At 59.6% G+C, this 18,279-nt stretch carries 15 protein-coding genes; 11 read left to right on the forward strand and 4 right to left on the reverse strand.

The genetic code is table 11. From position 1 onward, the window contains the following. The first annotated feature begins 11 nt into the window (after positions 1-11). Genes tolR through JH15_RS00565 form a run of 6 tightly spaced genes read left to right on the forward strand, consistent with a single transcriptional unit; the run spans position 12 to position 5,094 of the window. On the forward strand, positions 12-458 hold the full coding sequence (tolR, locus tag JH15_RS00540; RefSeq protein ID WP_043525961.1) for a protein TolR: 447 nt from the start codon (positions 12-14) through the stop codon (positions 456-458). A 9-nt stretch (positions 459-467) separates the two neighbouring features. Next, a complete protein-coding gene (gene tolA, locus JH15_RS00545; RefSeq protein ID WP_043525962.1) occupies positions 468-1,628 on the forward strand; it encodes a cell envelope integrity protein TolA in 1,161 nt (386 codons plus the stop codon). Beyond that, entirely contained in the window at positions 1,628-2,917 is a 1,290-nt protein-coding gene (tolB, locus tag JH15_RS00550; RefSeq protein ID WP_043525965.1) for a Tol-Pal system beta propeller repeat protein TolB, read from the forward strand. Before tolA ends, tolB begins: the two co-directional genes overlap by 1 nt. 48 nt (positions 2,918-2,965) lie before the next feature. Continuing rightward, complete coding sequence (pal, locus tag JH15_RS00555) at positions 2,966-3,499, forward strand: peptidoglycan-associated lipoprotein Pal (protein WP_043525967.1); 534 nt, start codon at positions 2,966-2,968, stop codon at positions 3,497-3,499. Between the two features lie 36 nt (positions 3,500-3,535). Beyond that, on the forward strand, positions 3,536-4,309 hold the full coding sequence (ybgF, locus tag JH15_RS00560; RefSeq protein ID WP_043525970.1) for a tol-pal system protein YbgF: 774 nt from the start codon (positions 3,536-3,538) through the stop codon (positions 4,307-4,309). Between the two features lie 23 nt (positions 4,310-4,332). Further along, positions 4,333-5,094 carry a YciK family oxidoreductase gene (locus tag JH15_RS00565; RefSeq protein ID WP_043525972.1) on the forward strand — a complete coding sequence of 254 codons (762 nt, stop codon included), beginning with the start codon at positions 4,333-4,335 and terminating at the stop codon, positions 5,092-5,094. Between the two features lie 67 nt (positions 5,095-5,161). Here JH15_RS00565 and JH15_RS00570 read toward each other — a convergent pair whose 3' ends face one another. Genes JH15_RS00570 through JH15_RS00580 form a run of 3 tightly spaced genes read right to left on the reverse strand, consistent with a single transcriptional unit; the run spans position 5,162 to position 7,916 of the window. Further along, complete coding sequence (locus tag JH15_RS00570) at positions 5,162-5,836, reverse strand: HAD family hydrolase (RefSeq protein WP_043525975.1); 675 nt, start codon at positions 5,834-5,836, stop codon at positions 5,162-5,164. Then, complete coding sequence (gene ubiG / locus JH15_RS00575) at positions 5,833-6,567, reverse strand: bifunctional 2-polyprenyl-6-hydroxyphenol methylase/3-demethylubiquinol 3-O-methyltransferase UbiG (protein WP_043525977.1); 735 nt, start codon at positions 6,565-6,567, stop codon at positions 5,833-5,835. Before ubiG ends, JH15_RS00570 begins: the two co-directional genes overlap by 4 nt. Further along, complete coding sequence (locus JH15_RS00580; protein WP_043525980.1) at positions 6,567-7,916, reverse strand: TRZ/ATZ family hydrolase; 1,350 nt, start codon at positions 7,914-7,916, stop codon at positions 6,567-6,569. The genes ubiG and JH15_RS00580 overlap by 1 nt, the downstream gene beginning before the upstream one ends. Positions 7,917-8,337: 421 nt before the next feature. On the opposite strand from JH15_RS00580, the gene galU reads away from it, so the two are divergent. After that, positions 8,338-9,228 (forward strand): UTP--glucose-1-phosphate uridylyltransferase GalU, encoded by an 891-nt coding sequence (gene galU, locus JH15_RS00585; protein WP_043525982.1) that lies wholly within the window; start codon positions 8,338-8,340, stop codon positions 9,226-9,228. Positions 9,229-9,232: 4 nt separating this feature from the next. Continuing rightward, positions 9,233-10,528: a nucleotide sugar dehydrogenase gene (locus JH15_RS00590; RefSeq protein WP_043525985.1), complete on the forward strand. Its 1,296-nt coding sequence runs from the start codon at positions 9,233-9,235 to the stop codon at positions 10,526-10,528. Positions 10,529-10,602: 74 nt separating this feature from the next. Here the strand turns inward: JH15_RS00590 and JH15_RS00595 are convergent, their stop codons facing one another. After that, positions 10,603-11,181 (reverse strand): superoxide dismutase, encoded by a 579-nt coding sequence (locus JH15_RS00595; protein WP_043525987.1) that lies wholly within the window; start codon positions 11,179-11,181, stop codon positions 10,603-10,605. Positions 11,182-11,465: 284 nt separating this feature from the next. Here JH15_RS00595 and JH15_RS00600 point away from each other — a divergent pair, with 284 nt between their 5' ends. From JH15_RS00600 to tamB, 3 genes are read left to right on the forward strand one after another with little or no spacing between them, the layout of a single operon-like run. Further along, positions 11,466-12,332: a hypothetical protein gene (locus JH15_RS00600; RefSeq protein WP_043525990.1), complete on the forward strand. Its 867-nt coding sequence runs from the start codon at positions 11,466-11,468 to the stop codon at positions 12,330-12,332. Positions 12,333-12,347: 15 nt separating this feature from the next. Further along, complete coding sequence (gene tamA, locus JH15_RS00605) at positions 12,348-14,219, forward strand: autotransporter assembly complex protein TamA (protein ID WP_043525993.1); 1,872 nt, start codon at positions 12,348-12,350, stop codon at positions 14,217-14,219. After that, positions 14,216-18,238, forward strand: coding sequence for an autotransporter assembly complex protein TamB (gene tamB, locus JH15_RS00610; RefSeq protein WP_052383823.1), 4,023 nt, complete (start codon positions 14,216-14,218; stop codon positions 18,236-18,238). Before tamA ends, tamB begins: the two co-directional genes overlap by 4 nt. Positions 18,239-18,279 lie beyond the last annotated feature (41 nt).

Consider the following 18,279-nt stretch of genomic DNA (forward strand, 5'->3'; position numbering starts at 1 on the left):
GAGGAGCGACCATGCAAGGACCGTTTCATCGCGGCAGTAGCCGTAAACCGATGGGTGAGATCAATGTCGTTCCCTTCATCGACGTCATGCTGGTCCTGCTGGTGATCTTCATGATCACCGCACCGATGTTGACCCAAGGCGTACAGGTCGATCTACCTCAGGTCACCTCGGAGCCGATCGAGGAGATGGAAGACCGTGAGCCAATCGTCGTGTCGGTGGACCGCGAAGGGCAATATTACCTGTCGCTAGGGGACGAGGAGACACCGGTCTCTCTGGACGATATCGCCGATCGCATCATTGTCATACTCGACCGCCGTCCCGATACGCCGGTCATGGTGCGTGGCGATCGCAATGTTTCCTATGGGCAGGTCGTGACACTGATGAGCACGTTACAGGTTGCTGGCGTAAGCAACGTCGGATTGATTTCCGAGCCGCCTTCGGGCGCTGATGAGAACTAAGGATACGGCATGGCCAAACACGACCGACGTGTAGGCTATGGCCTCCCGGCACTTCTTGCTGTCGGGTTACACGTTTTGATCTTCGTGCTCAGTGTGATCAGTCTGCCGGCGGATGAGGTCGAGCAACCCTCGACATCCATCGTACAGGCTACGCTGGTGAGTACGGAGACGACGACCGATCAGGCGCAACGGGCCCAGGAGGCCAGGGCACGGGCCGCAGCCCGCCAGGCAGAAGAGCAGGCTCAGGCAGAGGAGGCTCAGGCAGAGGAGGCTCAGGCAGAGGAGGCGGCCGAACAAGCTGCCGCGGAAGAGGCCGAGGCACAGCGTCAAGAGGAGCTACAGGCAGCGCAGGAGCGCGCCGAGGCAGAGGCCAGACGCCAAGCACAGCAGCAGGAACGAGAAGCTGCTCGACAGCAAGCTGAAGAAGAAGCGCGCCGACGGGCTGAAGAGGCTGAGCAACAGGCGCAACGCCGGGAGGAGGAAGCCGAGAGACAACGTCAGGCCGAGCAAGAACGGCAACGTCAGGCAGAACTGGAGCGTCAACGCCAACAGGAAGAGGCCGAGCGTCAGCGTCAGGCCGAGCAGGAGCGCCAACGCCAACAGGAAGAAGCCGAACGCCAGCGTCAGGCCGAGCAGGAGCGCCAACGCCAAGAGGAAGAAGCCGAGCGTCAACGGCAGGCCGAGCAGGAACGTCAGCGTCAGCAGGAAGAAGCCGAGCAGGAACGTCAGCAGGAGGAAGCTGAACGGCAACGCCAGGCTGAACAGGAGCGACAGCGCCAGGAAGCGGCTCGACGGGCGGCAGAGGCTGCCAGCCAAAGCCTGGACCAGGCTATCGAGGGCGAATCCGAATCAGTCGCCAACGCCCGCCAGGCGCAGGAGGCTGCCAATGGTTTCATCAACCTGGTGAGGCGTGCCGTGGAACAGGCATGGTCGATTCCTGCCGGCAGCGACCAGAATGCGGCGGTGACAGTGACGGTGAGGCTGGGGCCTTCCGGAGAGCTGTTGGCAGCTTCCATCGGCCAAAGTAGTGGCGACAGTGCGTTCGATCAATCGGCCCTGCAAGCGGTTCGTCGGGCTGAGCCTTTCGGCGAACTCCGTCGCCTGCCTGCAGCAGCACAGAGTCAGTTCCGCCAATTCAATTTGAGATTCCAACCAGGGGATGTGCGCTGATGAAACGTTATTTGATCCTAGGGATAGGAGCGGTTCTGCTGTGGATGGCTTCGGCCGCCCAGGCCGATCTCACCATCGAAATTACGCGAGGCAGCGACCGGGCGACGCCGATTGCCATTGTGCCGTTTGCCTCCGGAGGGGGAGCATTACCCGAAGATGTCGCTCAGGTCATCAGCGATGACCTCGAACGTAGTGGTCAGTTCGATCCATTGCCTCGGAATGCCTTGATTTCACAGCCCTCTAGTAGCGAGGGCGTCAATTATCGCGATTGGCGTGCGGTAGATAGCGACTATCTGGTCGTCGGCGAAGTCACACCGGAAACTGGCGGGTACCGTATCCAGTACGAACTGCTCGACGTCTATGGTGAGAGCCGTATGCTGGGTGAGTACCTGACGAACACGACAGGTGACCTTCGTCGCATGGCTCATCACATCAGCGACAAGATATTTGAAGCGATTACCGGTGTGCGAGGCGCATTCTCGACAAGCATCGCCTATGTCACGGCCCAAGGGGTGGGTGACGACATCCGCTATGCCTTGTATATCGCCGATGCCGATGGTCGCAATAGCCAGGAAATACTGAGCTCCGGTCAGCCGATACTGTCGCCGGCCTGGTCTCCCGATGGCGGCAAGTTGGCCTACGTCTCCTTCGAGAGCGGGCGCCCGGCCATCTATATACAGAACCTGGCCTCGAGCCAGCGCGTACGTGTCACGTCTTTCGAAGGGCTCAACGGTGCGCCTGCATGGTCACCCGATGGCCGTCAGCTGGCGATGACGCTATCCAAGGACGGCCAGCCAGAAATCTACGTGTTGAATATCGGGGACCGCAGCTTCACACGGCTCACCAACAATTCAGCCATCGATACCGAACCGAGCTGGGCACCCGATGGGCGTAGCCTGGTATTCACGTCGGATCGCAGTGGCGGGCCGCAACTTTATCGCCTCGATATTGCCAGCGGGCAGGCGGAACGCATAACCTTTACTGGCAATTACAACGCACGTGGTCGTTACTCACCGGATGGCGAAAGCCTGTTCCTGATCCATCGTGGTAGCAACGGTTACCAAGTGGCTCGTCAGGATCTGGATACCGATCGCCTGGTAACGTTGACAGATTCGCGTGCGGATGAATCGCCTAGTGTCGCGCCCAATGGGAGCATGGTAATCTTCGCCACCCAGCAAGGAAGTAGCGGGGTGCTGGGAGCAGTGTCGGCCGATGGCAGAGCCTCGTTCCGTCTGCCCTCAGCGCAAGGTGACGTTCGCGAGCCCGCATGGTCACCGTTTTTGAACTGACGTAATTCGTCATTATTGTCATACGTTCCTAATAAGGAGTCGACAAACATGCAATTCAAGCCGTACGCGAAGAGTCTGGCAGTTGCGCTGTCCCTCGCTGTTTTGGCCGGCTGCTCCAGCAGCGGCGGTACTCAGGACGGTTCCATGGAAGGCGGGGCTGGTAGCGGCTATGGCTCTGCTTCGGGTCAAGGGGCAGGTACGTCCGGCCAGCAGTCCGGATCGTCCATGCAGGGTGGAAGCCAAGATTCGCGCATCCCCAGCGAGCGCACCATCTATTTCGATTTCGACAGTGACCAGATTCGCAGCGAGTTCCAGTCGGTTCTCCAGTCGCATGCGCAGTACCTGCGTAACAACGGTAATGCGACAGTGGTTCTCGAAGGTCACACCGACGAGCGCGGTACCCGTGAATACAACATGGCCCTGGGCGAGCGTCGCGCCAAGTCCGTGGAGCAGTTCCTGAGCGTTCAGGGCGTTTCCCCGTCTCAGGTCGAAGTGGTCAGCTACGGTGAAGAGCGTCCGGCGGCTCGCGGACAAGGCGAAGATGCCTATGCTCAGAATCGTCGCGTGGTATTCTCCTACTGAAGCCCGCCTAACCAACGGCTCCAAAGGGAGTAGAACATGAAACACAGTCTGAAAGGACTGTGCGGCGCGGGAGCCCTGGTGCTCCCGCTGTCCGTATGGGCCGCCCCTGTTGTGGAAGATCTCTCGGATCGTCAGCAGCAACCCCAGAGCTTCTATAACCAGACGCAAGTTCGCGAAGAGGCCGGGGGCAACCTGGTGCTTTTCAATCAGCTGCAGAAAAACCAGCAGGAAATCCAGCAGCTTCGAGGCCAGCTCGAGGAGTTAAGGCACCAACTCGAGCAGTTGCGGCGCGTTTCCCAGGAACGCTATGTCGATCTTGAGGAACGCATCACTGCCGGAGGTGGTGGCAACTTGAGCGGCAACCCGCCTGAAGCGGAAGTACCCAGCGATGCAGCACGCGATGTCGCAGCGTCTGCGCAGCGTTCCGGTGGTGACAGCAATGCCCAGGCCGCCTATCAACAGGCCTTCCAGCATGTCCAGGACCGTGACTTCCCTGCAGCCATACAGGCATTCGAGTCGTTCGTCGACAACTTCCCCGATAGTTCGTTGACGGCCAATGGCTACTATTGGCTCGGCGAACTCTACTCGGCGCAATCCGAGCTTGAGCCGGCGGCAAACGCCTTCCAGCGAGTGATCAATGACCACCCGCAAAGCAACAAGGTACCCGATGCCTTGTACAAGCTTGGGCTATTGCGTGCCAGGCAGGGTCAACCCGATGCCAGTCGTGAGCTTTTGACCCGGGTGCGGGACGATTACCCCGATAGTAGTGCGGCAGGCATGGCCAATGACTTCCTCAACCAGTCGCAGTAGCTTGGGTTCGTGAAGGAGCATCGATGAGTTGCATGATTGACTACCAGGCGCCTGGCGACTTGCTCGCTGATCGTGTCGTTCTGGTCACTGGGGCCGGCGATGGCATAGGCCGCGCTGCCGCGCTGGCCTATGCGCAACATGGCGCAACGGTCATCCTGCTGGGCAGAACCATTGCCAAGCTGGAACGCGTCTACGACGAGATCGAGGCAGGGGGTGGCCCCCAGCCTGCTATTTTCCCGTTGAACTTTGAAGGGGCGACCCTCAACGACTTCCATACGCTGGCCGAAACGCTGGACAAGGAATTCGGACGCCTGGATGGCATCCTGCATAATGCAGGGCTGCTGGGGCGGATTACGCCCTTTGAGCAGTACAATCCGGAACTCTGGGATCAAGTCATGCAAGTGAATATCAATGGTCCCATCTGGATGACCCAGGCCTTGCTACCATTACTGAAATCCTCTCAGGACGCCTCCATCATATTCACTTCCTCCGGTGTCGGGCGGAAGGGAAGAGCCTATTGGGGGGCCTATTCCGTCTCGAAGTTCGCGACAGAAGGGTTCATGGAAGTGCTGGCGGACGAAATCGAGCATTTGGGGCATTTGCGCGTTAACACACTGAATCCCGGTGCGACGCGTACCCAGATGCGCAAGGATGCTTATCCCGCGGAAGATCCCGAACTGTTGCGAATCCCCACCGATATCATGCCGACCTATCTGTGGTTGATGGGGCCAGACAGCCGAGGACATAACGGTCAACGCTTCGATGCCCAGCCGCCTCGGCAATAATCATATCGAGCCCCTTCAAACGCCCCGCTTGGGGCGTTTTCTTGTACTGGAACCCTAGGATGGGGGGCTATGCGTCCTTTAACAGCGCCTCCACGAGCGCCTCTGGCGTTGCGTACCACACATCAGCCGGCCAGCTGGCGTGATCCTCGCTTTCTTCGAGGTAACCGTACCCTACGGCTACGGCCAGCATACCTGCGGCTTTCGCGGCTTCCATGTCGCGGCGATGGTCCCCGATATACCAGCATTGATCGATGGGGAGGGCTAATTGGTGGGCTGCTTCCCACAGCGGTTCCGGGGAAGGTTTCTTGACCGGCATATCATCGGCGCATAGCAATGCGCCTGGCGAAACCTGCAACGCTTCAAGCAATGGCGCGGCATACGCCCGCGGCTTATTGGTGACGATCCCCCAGCCTCGAGGTTCACGAGACCATGCCTCCAATAGCCGCTCCAGACCGGGGAACACCCGGCTCTCGACGGCCACCTCACGGCCATAGGCCGCGAGGAGAAAGTTTCGGGCTTCATCGTGACCGGCTGTGTCCTTTTCGAGCCCCAGCGCCAAGGTCACCAGGGCACTCCCTCCATTCGAGACCTGGGCGCGTATCGTGGCATAAGGCAATGCCTCCAGGCCGTGGTGGGCGCGCAGGGCGTTGGTCGCCCGGGCCAAGTCCGGCGCCGTGTCCACCAGCGTACCGTCGAGATCGAACAACAGGCCCAGAGGCAGTCGGCTGTCGTCTGGATTCACACCGGCATCTCCAGGCGGCAATGCATCATGTAATTGACCGAGACGTCCCGGGAGTTGAGGCGGTAATGGCGAGTCACGGGGTTATAGACCAACCCCGTCTGCTCGCCGACTTTCAAGCCTGTTGCACGGCACCATGCGGAAAGTTCGGAAGGACGAATGAACTTCTCGTAATCGTGCGTACCCCGCGGTAACAAGCGTAATACATACTCGGCGCCCAGGATGGCAAAGACGTACGCCTTGGGATTGCGGTTGATGGTAGAAAAGAAGATATGCCCGCCGGGCTTGACCAGCGCAGCACAGGCGCGGACCACGGCCTGGGGGTCTGGCACGTGCTCAAGCATCTCGAGACACGTGACGACATCGTATTCGCCGGGGTGGGCGGCAGCCATCTCTTCGGCACTGGCCTGACGATAGTCCACGGCGACCCCGCTCTCGGCCATATGCAGCCGGGCGACGGCCAGAGGTGCTTCGCCCATGTCGACACCGGTGACCGTGGCTCCACGATGCGCCATTGCTTCACTCAAAATGCCGCCACCACAACCCACGTCGATGACTTTCTTGCCAGCCAGACCGGCCCGGGAGTCGATGAAATCGAGACGCAGCGGATTGATGTCGTGCAGGGGCTTGAAATCGCCTTCCTGGTCCCACCACTGGCTCGCCAGGGATTCGAACTTGGCGATCTCGACCCGATCCACATTGGCGTGGTGGGGATTGCTCGTAACATTATCCATCAGTGATCTCCCTGTGCTGGAAAGTGCCGCATGATGTCTCGGTAGCGCTGGCTTTCAGCGACGATAGCGTCACTATCCAACGATGTCAGCTGGCCATCCACGACATGTGCCTCTCCGCCAATCCAGACATGGCTGACCTGCTGGCTATTGACGGCATAGACAATGGCCGAGGCCGGATGGTGTACCGGTACGCTATTGATCTTGTCGAGGTCGACGGCGATGAGGTCGGCCTCGAAGCCCTCCTGCAAACGGCCGAGGTGTGACTCCATGCCGAGTACCCTGGCGCCCTCGCGTGTTGCCATGGCCAGCGCCGCCATGGCGGGCAAGGCGGCGGCGTCGCCGCTGACCCCCTTCGCCAGCAAGGCTGCACACTTCATTTCATCGAACATGTCGAGGTCGTTGTTACTGGCGGCGCCATCGGTCCCCAACGCGACTGCAATGTCGTTGTCGAGCAAGCGGGCGACAGGGCAAAAGCCACTGGCCAGCTTGAGGTTGGATTGGGGGCAATGGATGACACGCGTCTTTGTTTCGCACAGGATTTCCAGGTCACTATCGTCAATCTGCGTCATGTGTACCGCCTGGAAATGCGGCCCAAGCAGGCCGGCATCAAACAGGCGACGAAGGGGCCGCTTACCGTCCTGGGCCATGCCGCGCTCCACCTCATCAGCCGTCTCGTGCACGTGCATCTGTATCGGCAGACCGAGATGATGCTGCGTTTCAAGCAAACGATCGAGACTCGCATCACCGACCGTGTAGGGTGCGTGAGGCCCCAATGCCAAGGAGATTCGAGGATAGCCCGCCAACTGGTCGCGCAGCGCATCGGTCTTCATCAGCCCCGTGGTGAAGTCCGGTGCCCATGGGGTCGGGAAATCGATCAGCGGCGTACATAACTGCACGCGCATGCCCAACGGAGCCACCACCTCGGCGACCGCTTCGGGCGACAGATACATATCGGCAAACGTCGTCGTCCCCCCGCGCAGCATTTCGGCACAGGCCAGCCGCGTGCCGTCTGCGACGAATTCATGGGTCACATAGGCCGATTCGGCCGGCCAGATATGCTGATTGAGCCACGTCATCAAGGGCAGATCATCGGCAAAGCCACGCATGAGGCTCATGCCCGCATGGTTGTGTGCGTTGATCAGCCCGGGTAACAGTGCATGATGCTCGAGGCGAACGACACGCTCGGGCCGTACATGCAAGGCACTTTCGGCCTGGGGCCAAGGGCCTAAAAGACGGCCGTCATGAACGGCAATCGCGTGGTTCTCCAAGGTCGGAAGGCCATCGCTCATGGGTAGAATCCAGCGAGCCTCGATCAGAAGGTCGACGTCTCGCGGTACATTGGCTGGCATCGCAGGCTCCTTTGCAAAACTGGCTTCATTCTACCCGTTAAGAACTGCGCTTTCCCATCCGGAACGTCACGTTAAACGCCGGATAGACAAGGCCAATCCGGCTGAAGCGTTACCGAAACTGGCACCATGGCACAGACCTGTTACCCTTGGTAATGATTCGGCCGTTTCGCTGTGTTGCCCCATGCTGTGGCATGGTGCGCTTTCGGAAGAACGAATGACGCTGGCATAAGGGGCACATGATCGGCCCTGGCGCAAACGGCAAACCCCCGGTATTTTTGGCCGGGAGCGAGTGAAACGCTCTTGGCAAGCCCCCGCGGATGGCCGAATCCCACGCGTGACTGGATAACGCGGTTCGGCGAGACATTGGATGCCGCCGGGCATAGAAAACGCTGCACTAACCCAAATCAGGAAGGATCCGTACATGATTCGTAAGGCTGTTCTCCCCGTTGCCGGTTTCGGTACCCGCTGCCTGCCGGCCTCCAAGGCGATACCCAAGGAAATGATCACCATCGTCGACAAACCGGTGATCCAATATGTCGTGCGGGAAGCGGTGGAAGCCGGGATCAAGGAGATCGTTCTGGTCACCCACTCAAGCAAGGGGGCCATCGAAAACCATTTCGACAAGCATTTCGAGCTAGAGAGTTCACTCGAGGCCAAGGGCAAGACCGAGCTCCTCGAGGAACTGCGCAGTATCATTCCCGATGACGTCAATATCATCAGCATTCGTCAAGCCGAACCCCTGGGTCTGGGACACGCGATCCTATGCGCGCGGCCTGTGATTGGCGACAACGAACCCTTCGCCGTTCTGTTGCCGGACGTGCTGGTCAATGACCATGGCCTCGATAAGAACGACCTGGCGGGCATGGTCGATGCATTCGATAGCTCCGGCCAGTCTCAGATCATGGTCGAGAATGTCCCGCGCGACATGGTCCATAAATACGGCATCGTCGGCCTGGACGATCCAGACCTGAAGCCTGGCCAATCTGCAGCCATCTCGAGCATGGTCGAGAAGCCCAGTGTCGATGAGGCGCCTTCCACGCTGGCGGTGATCGGTCGCTACCTGCTACCCGGCTCGATCTTCCCCTTGCTTGCCGAGACCCCCCCCGGTGCCGGGAACGAAATCCAGTTGACCGACGCTATCGACACCCTGCGCGAGCGCGAAGGGGTCGCTGCCTATCGCATGCGCGGCGAAACTTACGATTGCGGTCACCAGTTGGGCTATCTGGAAGCCATTCTGGCCTTTGGCAAGCAACACCCCAAGTTCGGCAACGACTTCCAGAATCTACTCGCTCGTTACGCCGGCCAGGAGTGATGCGATGCGAGTTCTCGTTCATGGAAGTGAACTGGCCGCGGCCACGGCTGCCGCGGCGCTTTCAAGTGTAGGCCATCAAGTCGAGTGGATACCTCACCGCAGCCTGCCCTGGCCGTCCCTGCGCAATGCGGAATGGCTGGCACGCGAGCCCGAGCTGAACGACCACCTCGAAGCGGGCTGTCAGACCGGCACGTTACGCATACTCGATCCGACGGGCGACACCCCGACGGAGAGCGACCTGGACATTCTGTGGCTCGCATTGGCGCCCGACCAGCGCCAGGACGCAGAAGCGCTTGTCGAGCACGTTGCCGAGCGCCAGTCGACCCCCGTGGTAGTGGTCAATAATTCCACGTTTCCCGTGGGTACGACAGAGCAGTTCGAGTCGCGCCTGGGTCATGTCGGGCAAGTGGCCATGGCGTTACCGGACATGCTGGAGGAGGGGCGTGCCTGGCAGGTCTTCACTCGCCCGTCGCGCTGGCTGTTGGGTTGCGAGGACGAAGAGGCGAGTCGGCAGGTTCGGGAGTTGCTACGCGCTTTCAACCGGCGCAGTAACAATTTCCAGCTCATGCCGCGTCGTGCCGCGGAGCTGACCAAGCTGGCCATCAACGGAATGTTGGCCACACGCATCAGCTACATGAATGAGATCGCAGGACTTGCGGATACCCTTGGCGTCGATGTCGAGCATGTTCGGCTCGGCATGGGAGCCGACACGCGGATCGGCTACGAGTACCTGTATCCCGGTTGCGGATTCGGCGGGCCGAACTTCTCTCGTGACCTGATGCGTCTGGCTGACGTTCAGAGCGCGAGCGGACGCGCCTCGGCGCTCCTCGATCGTGTGCTCGACATCAATGAGCACAAGAAGGAGACCCTGTTTCGCAAGCTCTGGTCGCATTTCAATGGCCAGCTCGAAGGCCGCACGGTGGCGATCTGGGGAGTGGCGTTCAAGCCTGGGACGACTCGTATCGATCATGCTCCAGTCCTGACGTTGCTCGAAGCGTTGTGGGCTCAAGGGGTCAAGGTCCGATTGCACGATCCAGCCGCACTCGCGACGTTGGAGGCAGAAATTGGGTCGCATCCATTGATGACCCTGTGCCACGAGGATCCCTACCAAGCCTGCGAAGGGGCAGATGCCCTGATGCTGGTAACGGAGTGGAAGTGCTACTGGAATCCCGATTGGCGCCGCCTTGGCGACATGCTCGGCGAACGCCTGGTGCTGGATGGTCGCAATATCTTCGATCCCGCTTACGTGGCGGCCCGAGGATTGACCTATCGCGGCATTGGTCGACGCGCCGATCCATGATCGGCTGAAAGGCCAGTGAAGGCCCCGCAAGCGGGGCCTTGTTCCGCCACGTAGGCGTATCTTACGCGGCTGAATTACGAGAAATTCAAACTGACGAAATCCCAGTTGATAATCTGCCAAACGCTTTCAAGGTAGCGTTTGCGAGCATCGCGATGGTCGATATAGTACGCGTGCTCCCACAAATCGATCGCCAATAATGGCGTTAGACCTCGTGCAATTGGCGTATCGGTATCTCGGGTAGAGACGATATCCAAGCTGCCATCCTCGGTCTTGAGCAACCAGATCCATCCCGAACCGAAGTTGTCCATGGCCTGGCTATTAAAGCGCTCCTTGAAGGTACTGAAACTGCCGTACCGAGTATCCACCGCCTTGGCTAGGTCGCCTTTAGGCTCGCCACCACCGTGAGGCGAGAGACAGTGCCAATAAAAGGTGTGATTCCAGGCTTCGGCAGCCTGATCGAAAAGCGCCCCGGTTTCAGACTGGATGATCGCTTCCAAGGAACGGTCGGTATCGTTAGTTCCCTCCACCAGCTCATTGAGCGTATCCACGAACGTCTGATGATGCTTGCCGTGATGATATTCCAGCGTTTCAGAGGAAATGTGCGGTTCTAGCGCATTTTTCTCGTAGGGAAGGGCGGGGAGTTCGAATACCATGTCAGGCTCCTAGTTCGTTCCTTTAACCACGCTTTGTAACAATGCGACGCCGCCGCCAAGCGGTAGATTTTTCTGTCTATGTTGGCGTGTAAAGATCAAGGAATCGATCCGCTATCCGTCCTGACTAAAAAAATCTTACAATAACGACCACTGCGAGAGGTGGTGTGGCGGCATCATAGCAGCACGGCCTGGGGCCGCCAATTTGTTGCCGGTTTCCATAACTCACCATGTCATGTAGACGGCATGTCACCCTCTATTTACCGAGCAAGAGCAAGGAGCCTTTTATGGCCGAGCGCCCGGATGAGAACCGCCGAACGCCTCCCATCGTGCCGGATGCCGATGCCAGCATCACCGCCGCCCAGCGAATGCGGCAACCGCCTCAGCCAAGGCAGTGGCCACTCTGGTTCGTCGTGGTGGTATTGATTCTGGCCCTGGCAACCCTGGGGTATCTCACCTGGGTGGAGCGCCAGGCGATGAGTGAACAGGTACGGCGGCTGGAAGGGCAGCTCTCCAATGTGCACGCACGGTTCGATGTTCTCGACGATCAGCGTTCCGATAATGTCGACTCACTGGATGAGCGGCTCGACAGCGTCATCGAACAGCAGACATCGGTGCGAGAACGACTCGAAGAGCAGGAGCAGCTTTTGGAGTCAGTACGCCGCGCCAGTATAGAAGACAGCGAACTTGCTCCGCTGGAATCGAGAGTCGAGTCGCTGGAAACCGCCCTGGCTACCGTAGAGGATCTTGTTGCTTCCCAGCGGCAATCCCTCGATGCGATCGAACGAGCCAGCGACGAAGGGCGCCAACGGTTGGACGCGAGGCTGACGAGTTTCGAGGAATCCGTACAGTTCCAATCTCAACGTATGGAAGGGATGGCGGACAGCTTGAGCACGCTTCGAAGTACGCAGCGTGAATTGCAGGCGTCCATGGAAGAGCGTGCCGCTATCGAGCCCGAGCGCATCGAGAACCTGGAAGAACAACTGGCCGCTCGGACCGAGACCCTTGAGACACTACAGGAACAACGCGATACTGTGCGTGAGGAACTCGATAACCTGCGTGACCGCCTGAGCGGTAGCCAGTCGGAACTGACCGAGTTGCGCCAGAACCAGGTCGCCCTGAGCGCCAGTCTGGAGGCCCTGCAGAGCCGTTAAGGGACAAGAGGTGATATGGAACATCGAAAACTCGGGCCTCTGAGCATGGCAGCAACCTGCCTTTTGGCGGCACTGCCATGCTGGGCACTGGATGCTCGAGTCGATGGCCTCTCAGGTGAGCCGGCGACGAACATAGAGAACTACCTGGCGGGGCTGGAAGCGTCGCAATACAGCCGAGCGCGTCTCGAGGCGGAGATCAGGCGCCGTTCACGTGAGGCGATGCGGGCCTTTGGCTACTACGAACCTGGGTTCACCCTTGAGTTTATCGGCGATGCGCCCGAGGCCGTGAATCTCGTGGTCGATCCCGGGCCCCGCGTCACGATCACCGACATGGAACTCGGCATCACTGGCGACGCCAAGGATGACGACGAATTTCAGGCAGTCCTGGAGGGCTTCCCCCTCAAGAAAGGCGACCCGCTTCGCCATGCTCCTTACGACCAGTTGCGCAATCGGTTGCAGAACCTGTCGCTGCAACGAGGTTACTTCGACTCCGGTTTCAGTGACCGCCGCCTGGAGATACGCCCTTGGGAGGAAAGTGCCCGGATTTACCTGCAGCTCGACAGCGGGCCACGCTACCGCTTCGGTGAAGTGCGTTTCGAAGGCAGCCAGATCGAGGAGGCACGCTTACGCCAGATGCTGCCTTTCGAAACGGGGGATCCTTACCTGGCAGGCCATCTTGCCGAATACAATCAACGCCTCGGACAGACCAATTGGTTCTCATCGATCAGCGTGCGTCCGCGCCTGCAGCAGGAAAGCGCCCTGGCGTTACCGGTGTCCGGCACCCATTGGTGGGATGAAGTAGAACGAGGGGGGGGAAATGTGTCCCCCTCACGCTCATTCGCGACCTATTCGCGTCCCCGTGTCTCGGCAGACGCTATTGTTACCGCTAGCAAGCTCCGTGGCGAGCAACGCAACGTAGTGCCGCTCGATGTCACGCTAACGCCTGCAGATCGCCATCAGTTCGAAGTCGGCGTCGGTTATGCCACTGACGTTGGCCCTCGGTTGAGCTTTTCCTGGGACCAGCCGTGGCTCAACGAGTACGGACACAGCCTGAACCACGACCTTTACCTCTCGGCACCCGAGCAGCGCTTCACCGGCGAATACATCATGCCGCTGGAAGACCCGCTCAACGACAGCTATCGCCTGCAGTACGGTTTTCGTCACCGGGACAACGAAGACACTCGAAGCCTGGAGGCATCGGTCGAAGTCGGGCGTCGCTGGCAGTTCGACAATGGCTGGGTACAGAATCTATATCTGCGCTCCACCTTCGAGGACTATACCCAGGCAGGTGTATCGGACCAGGTATTCTTGCTCTACCCCGGAATCAGTTGGTCTCGAACACGAACACGCAACCCACGCTTTCCCACTTGGGGGGATCGACAGCGTCTCGCTGTCGAGTATTCGAATACTGCCTGGGGCTCGCAGGTCGAGTTTCTGAGAGCCACTCTCGATTCTCAGTGGATCAGAATGTGGGGAGATGACACGCGATTTGTGGGACGCACTAGTCTCGGCACCATAGAGACCGACGAATTCGAGCGCATGCCTCCCTCGCTCCGGTTTTTTGCCGGGGGTGACAGAAGCGTGAGAGGGTATTCTTATGAAAGCCTGGCACCCAGAGATGAAGAGGGGCGCCTGGAGGGCGGCCAGCAATTGTTGACCGGTAGCGTGGAGGTTCAGCGTCGAGTCACTGGTGACTGGTGGGGTGCTGCGTTCGTCGACACTGGCGACGCCTTCGATTCGTGGGGGCCAGCCTCCTTGAATACAGGCGCAGGGCTTGGGGTGCGCTGGATTTCTCCGGTGGGTCCAGTACGCTTCGATGTCGCCCATCCCTTCGATGACGAGGAGAATTCGTGGCGCATTCACTTCGCGATCGGACCTGAGTTTTGAGAATACTGTCTTTTGCCTGGACACTCCTGCGTGGCGTCATCTGGCTTCCCATCTGGGTATTGGGCCTGGTCCTGTTTGCCCTGGGCCTTGCGTTATCCCCCTGGGGGACCGGATTGCTTCTCGAGCAAGGGCAGCAACGTGGATGGTTCAGCTATGAGCATGCCGAAGGAGCCCCGCTAGATCGACTGGTACTCGACGAGTTTCGCCTTCAAGCAGGCCCCGCCGATATCTACCTGCGCCATTTCATACTGGATTGGGCCGATGATTGTATTCTGAGTGGCAAGTTGTGCATCGATGAGCTCACCCTTGCGGGAGGCCGGGTTTCTCTCGAGGGTGGCGAGGCGCAGGAACAGGAATCGCCTAACGAGCCCGGCGATAGCCCTTTTTCGTTCTCGTTTCCATTCCCTGTCGAGGTGCGCAGGGCCATAGTCGACGATATGGATGTGCGTCTTGCCGACGGGACTCACCTTGCCTGGGATCGCTTTATCACGGGGGTTCACGCCCGCGGTGATACCGTTACGCTAGCACCGACCGTTTGGCATGAGGCGCGGCTGACGCTGCCGGTATCGGCAGGGTCCATGCTGGCTTTGGACGCGGGCGAGGCCGATCAACCTACTCCGATTCAGGCGGATGCCATCGATTCAGCGATTGCCGGGCAATCTCCGCTTCCTGCCGTTGCTCTGGAACAGATAGAGGAGGAGGTATCGGTTCCCCTGGAAGAGCAGGCCCGCCTATCGCTCCCCGACATTACGCTACCGGTTGGGGTCGAAGTGCCCCATCTGTTGATCAGTGACTTCGCTGTCGAGGGTCCATTCGAGTATACCGTCGACCGCTTGTCGCTCATGTTGGCTGCGCGGGACAGTCACGTCCAGATCATGCATCTCGCGCTCGCTAGTGTGGAAGCGGATGCCGAGCTCAGCGCGCAGATCGAACTCAGTGGCGACTATCCCCTCGAGGCCGAACTCAACACCACACTATGGTTGCCGGAGCGCTTTCCGGAGCTATCGGGCGAATCACTGACATTGAATGTCAACGGAAGCTTGGCCGACCTTGATTTTCAACTCGAGGCGCAAGGCCCCGTAGATCTTCGCCTGGATGGCCAGTTAGATGCGCTTGACCCCACATTGCCCTTTCTCGTAACGCTGCGCTCCGACGAAGCGCGCTGGCCGCTGCCCAGCGGTCAAGATGACGACCGGGACGCTGGGGAAGCAGGCGAGCAGGGCGAATCGCCTGAAGACACGCCTTATCGCATACGTAATCTTCTCGCCCGTCTCGAAGGCGATCTACTTGACTACCGAGCAGCCTTGTCAGTGGAGGCCAGTGGTCCGCAGATCCCATCCACGCGCCTGGCCTTGACGGGTGAGGGCGACCACGAGCATTTTGCCTGGTCGCCATTATCATTGGCGCTTGAACAGGGCTCCTTGATCAGCCACGGCGATATCGATTGGAGCGACGGTCTTCAAGTGAATACTGACCTGCGGCTATCGCAGGTCGATCCCGGTCAATTTACCGAGGCACTTTCGGGCCAGATCAGCGGTACTGCCGAGGTACGCTTCGCCCAAGGCCCCGGTGGATGGCAGTTGGACGTACCGGACGTTTCGCTGGACGGCCGCTTGCAGGATTTGCCGATGCGCCTTGATGCCAGCTTAGCTGGCAATAGCGACATGCACTGGCAGATCGAGCGCCTTGATTTCAGGCAGGGCGAGAATCGTCTGAATGCCCAGGGCCGACTGGGCGAGCGTCTTTCGTTGAGCGGGAGCGTAGATGTTCCTGCACTGGAAGCGCTTTCCCCCGAACTGGCCGGGAGCCTGCAGGGCGAGTTCGATGTCAGGGGCACCCTGGAGTCACCCCAGGTGGAAGTGGAACTCTTGGGTGAGCAGTTACGCTTCGCCGACAATCGTGTCGAGCGACTCAACCTGTCAGCGACGAGCCGCGGATTCGACGATCCACAACTCGACGCTCAGGTGGATATAGAACAGGTCGATGCGGCAGGCCAACGCTTCGATACTATCGATCTGGACTTGAGCGGACGGTTATCCGACCACCGTTTGACTGTGGAAGCTGATGCCAGCGAGGACATGCCGCTGTCGCGTCTTTCGCTAGCCCTATCGGGGGGGCTGAACAGCGATCGCAGCCGGTACCGTGGCCGCGTGTCGCCATTGGAAATCGACAGCGATGATTATGGCGAGCTACGCCTGTCTTCCCCTGTGGATTTCACGGCCAACCTGAACGCCAGTAGTGTCGATGTCGAGCCATTCTGCCTGCGCCGCGAGCAGGGTGGTGAGTTGTGTATCGAGGAGCCGCTTCAGGCCGGTGCCACCCAAGGAAGCGCCGTGTTCGCCTTGAATGACATGCCAATGGATCTGGTGAATAACGCGTTGCCTGAGGGCTGGCAGATTCAAGGCGGAAGTGATGCCGATGTCGTGGCTCGCTGGGAGCAGGGCGGTACGCGCTGGTCCGTTCAGACACAGCTCGATAGTCAGGTGGTGCTCAGTGGTCAGGACGCTTACGGCCAGCCTTGGCAGCTTCCCGCTTCGCAAGCTTCTCTGACGGTGGATGCCAACCAGGCCCGTGCAGAAGCGGAGCTATCCCTGACCCTGGCGGAGTCCGGCGAATTGCGACTTGATCTTGGCATCGATGATCCCATGAATCGGGGGGCACTCGAGGGTCGCCTTGTCCTAGATGACATCCGCTTGTCACCGTATCGTAGTCTGGTCGCGGGCATGGAGCGATTGCGTGGTGGTATCTCAGGCGATGTCGCTATTGGCGGCGATCTCACTTCGCCATCTCTTACTGGAGACATTCGCTTGAACGGTCTCCAGGCGCGGGGCGGAGATATCCCCGTCGAGATACGTGATGGTGAGATAGGTATCGAGCTGGCGGGGGACCAGGCGACTATCCAAGGGTTCATCGCAGCGGAGCAAGGACGCCTCAATATCGATGGCGAGGCGGCCTGGCCAAGTACCGATGCGTGGGAGATTTCCCTCGACCTCGAAGCCCGGGACGACCCGATCCTTGCGGTTCTTCCCGACTTCGGTCGCTTGCGCATCGCCCCGGATCTTGAGATCGATATCGATCCGGAGCTTTTACAGGTCCGTGGACGTGTCGAGATCCCGTGGGCTCGGCTCGAGGTGGGTCAGACGCCACCTTCAGCGGTCAGCCCGAGCAGTGACGAGATCATTATTACGCGGCGTGACGAGATCGAGGCACAACGGGAAGCCGAACGCGCCACCGAAGCAGCACAGGAGGGCGCCGATGTCGCGGCTGCCGAAGCCTTGGCCGAGGCCGGTATGGAAATCGATGTCCGAATAGATCTAGTGTTGGGCTCCGATATCCTGCTCGAGGCGTATGGGCTCGAGACCGGGCTCAGCGGGACTCTCGAGGTCCGACAGCAATCGGGGCCGGTACAACTGTTCGGCGACGTGAACCTCACCGATGGGCGTTTTCGTGCCTTTGGGCAGGACTTGCTGATTCGTCAGGGACAGTTATTGTTCAGTGGCCCCGCCGATCAGCCGCTGCTTCAATTCGAGGCCATTCGAAACCCCAATGTGACCGAGGACGATGTCATCGCAGGGTTGCGCGTCAGTGGTTCGGCCGACGCACCCAATCTAGAGGTGTTCTCCGAACCGGCCATGGACGAGGCGCGTGCGCTTTCCTATCTGTTGCGCGGGCGAGCGCCCGAGGACGGCGATACCGACGGAGCCTTGGCATCGGCCCTGATCGGGCTTTCCTTATCGCGCACGGGCAATGCTGTGGGTCAGTTGGGTGAAGCGTTCGGCATCGACGATCTTTCCCTCGAAACAGCCGGGACCGGTGAAGAAAGTCAGGTCGTGGTCAGCGGCTATCTGTTCGAAGATCTTCGGGTCAGCTATGGGGTGGGCATCTTCTCGCCGATTGCCGAATTGACGCTGCGCTATACGCTGATGCGTAATCTTTACCTACAGGCAGTATCGGGGGCAGCCCAGGCCGTCGACCTGATCTACAGTTTCAGCCTGGGCAAGGCAGCATCCCGGCCATGAGCCGGCGATGACTTCGATCATGTTTCAAGACGAGGGCAGTA

The organism is Litchfieldella xinjiangensis (assembly GCF_000759345.1).
Lineage (GTDB): Bacteria > Pseudomonadota > Gammaproteobacteria > Pseudomonadales > Halomonadaceae > Litchfieldella_A > Litchfieldella_A xinjiangensis.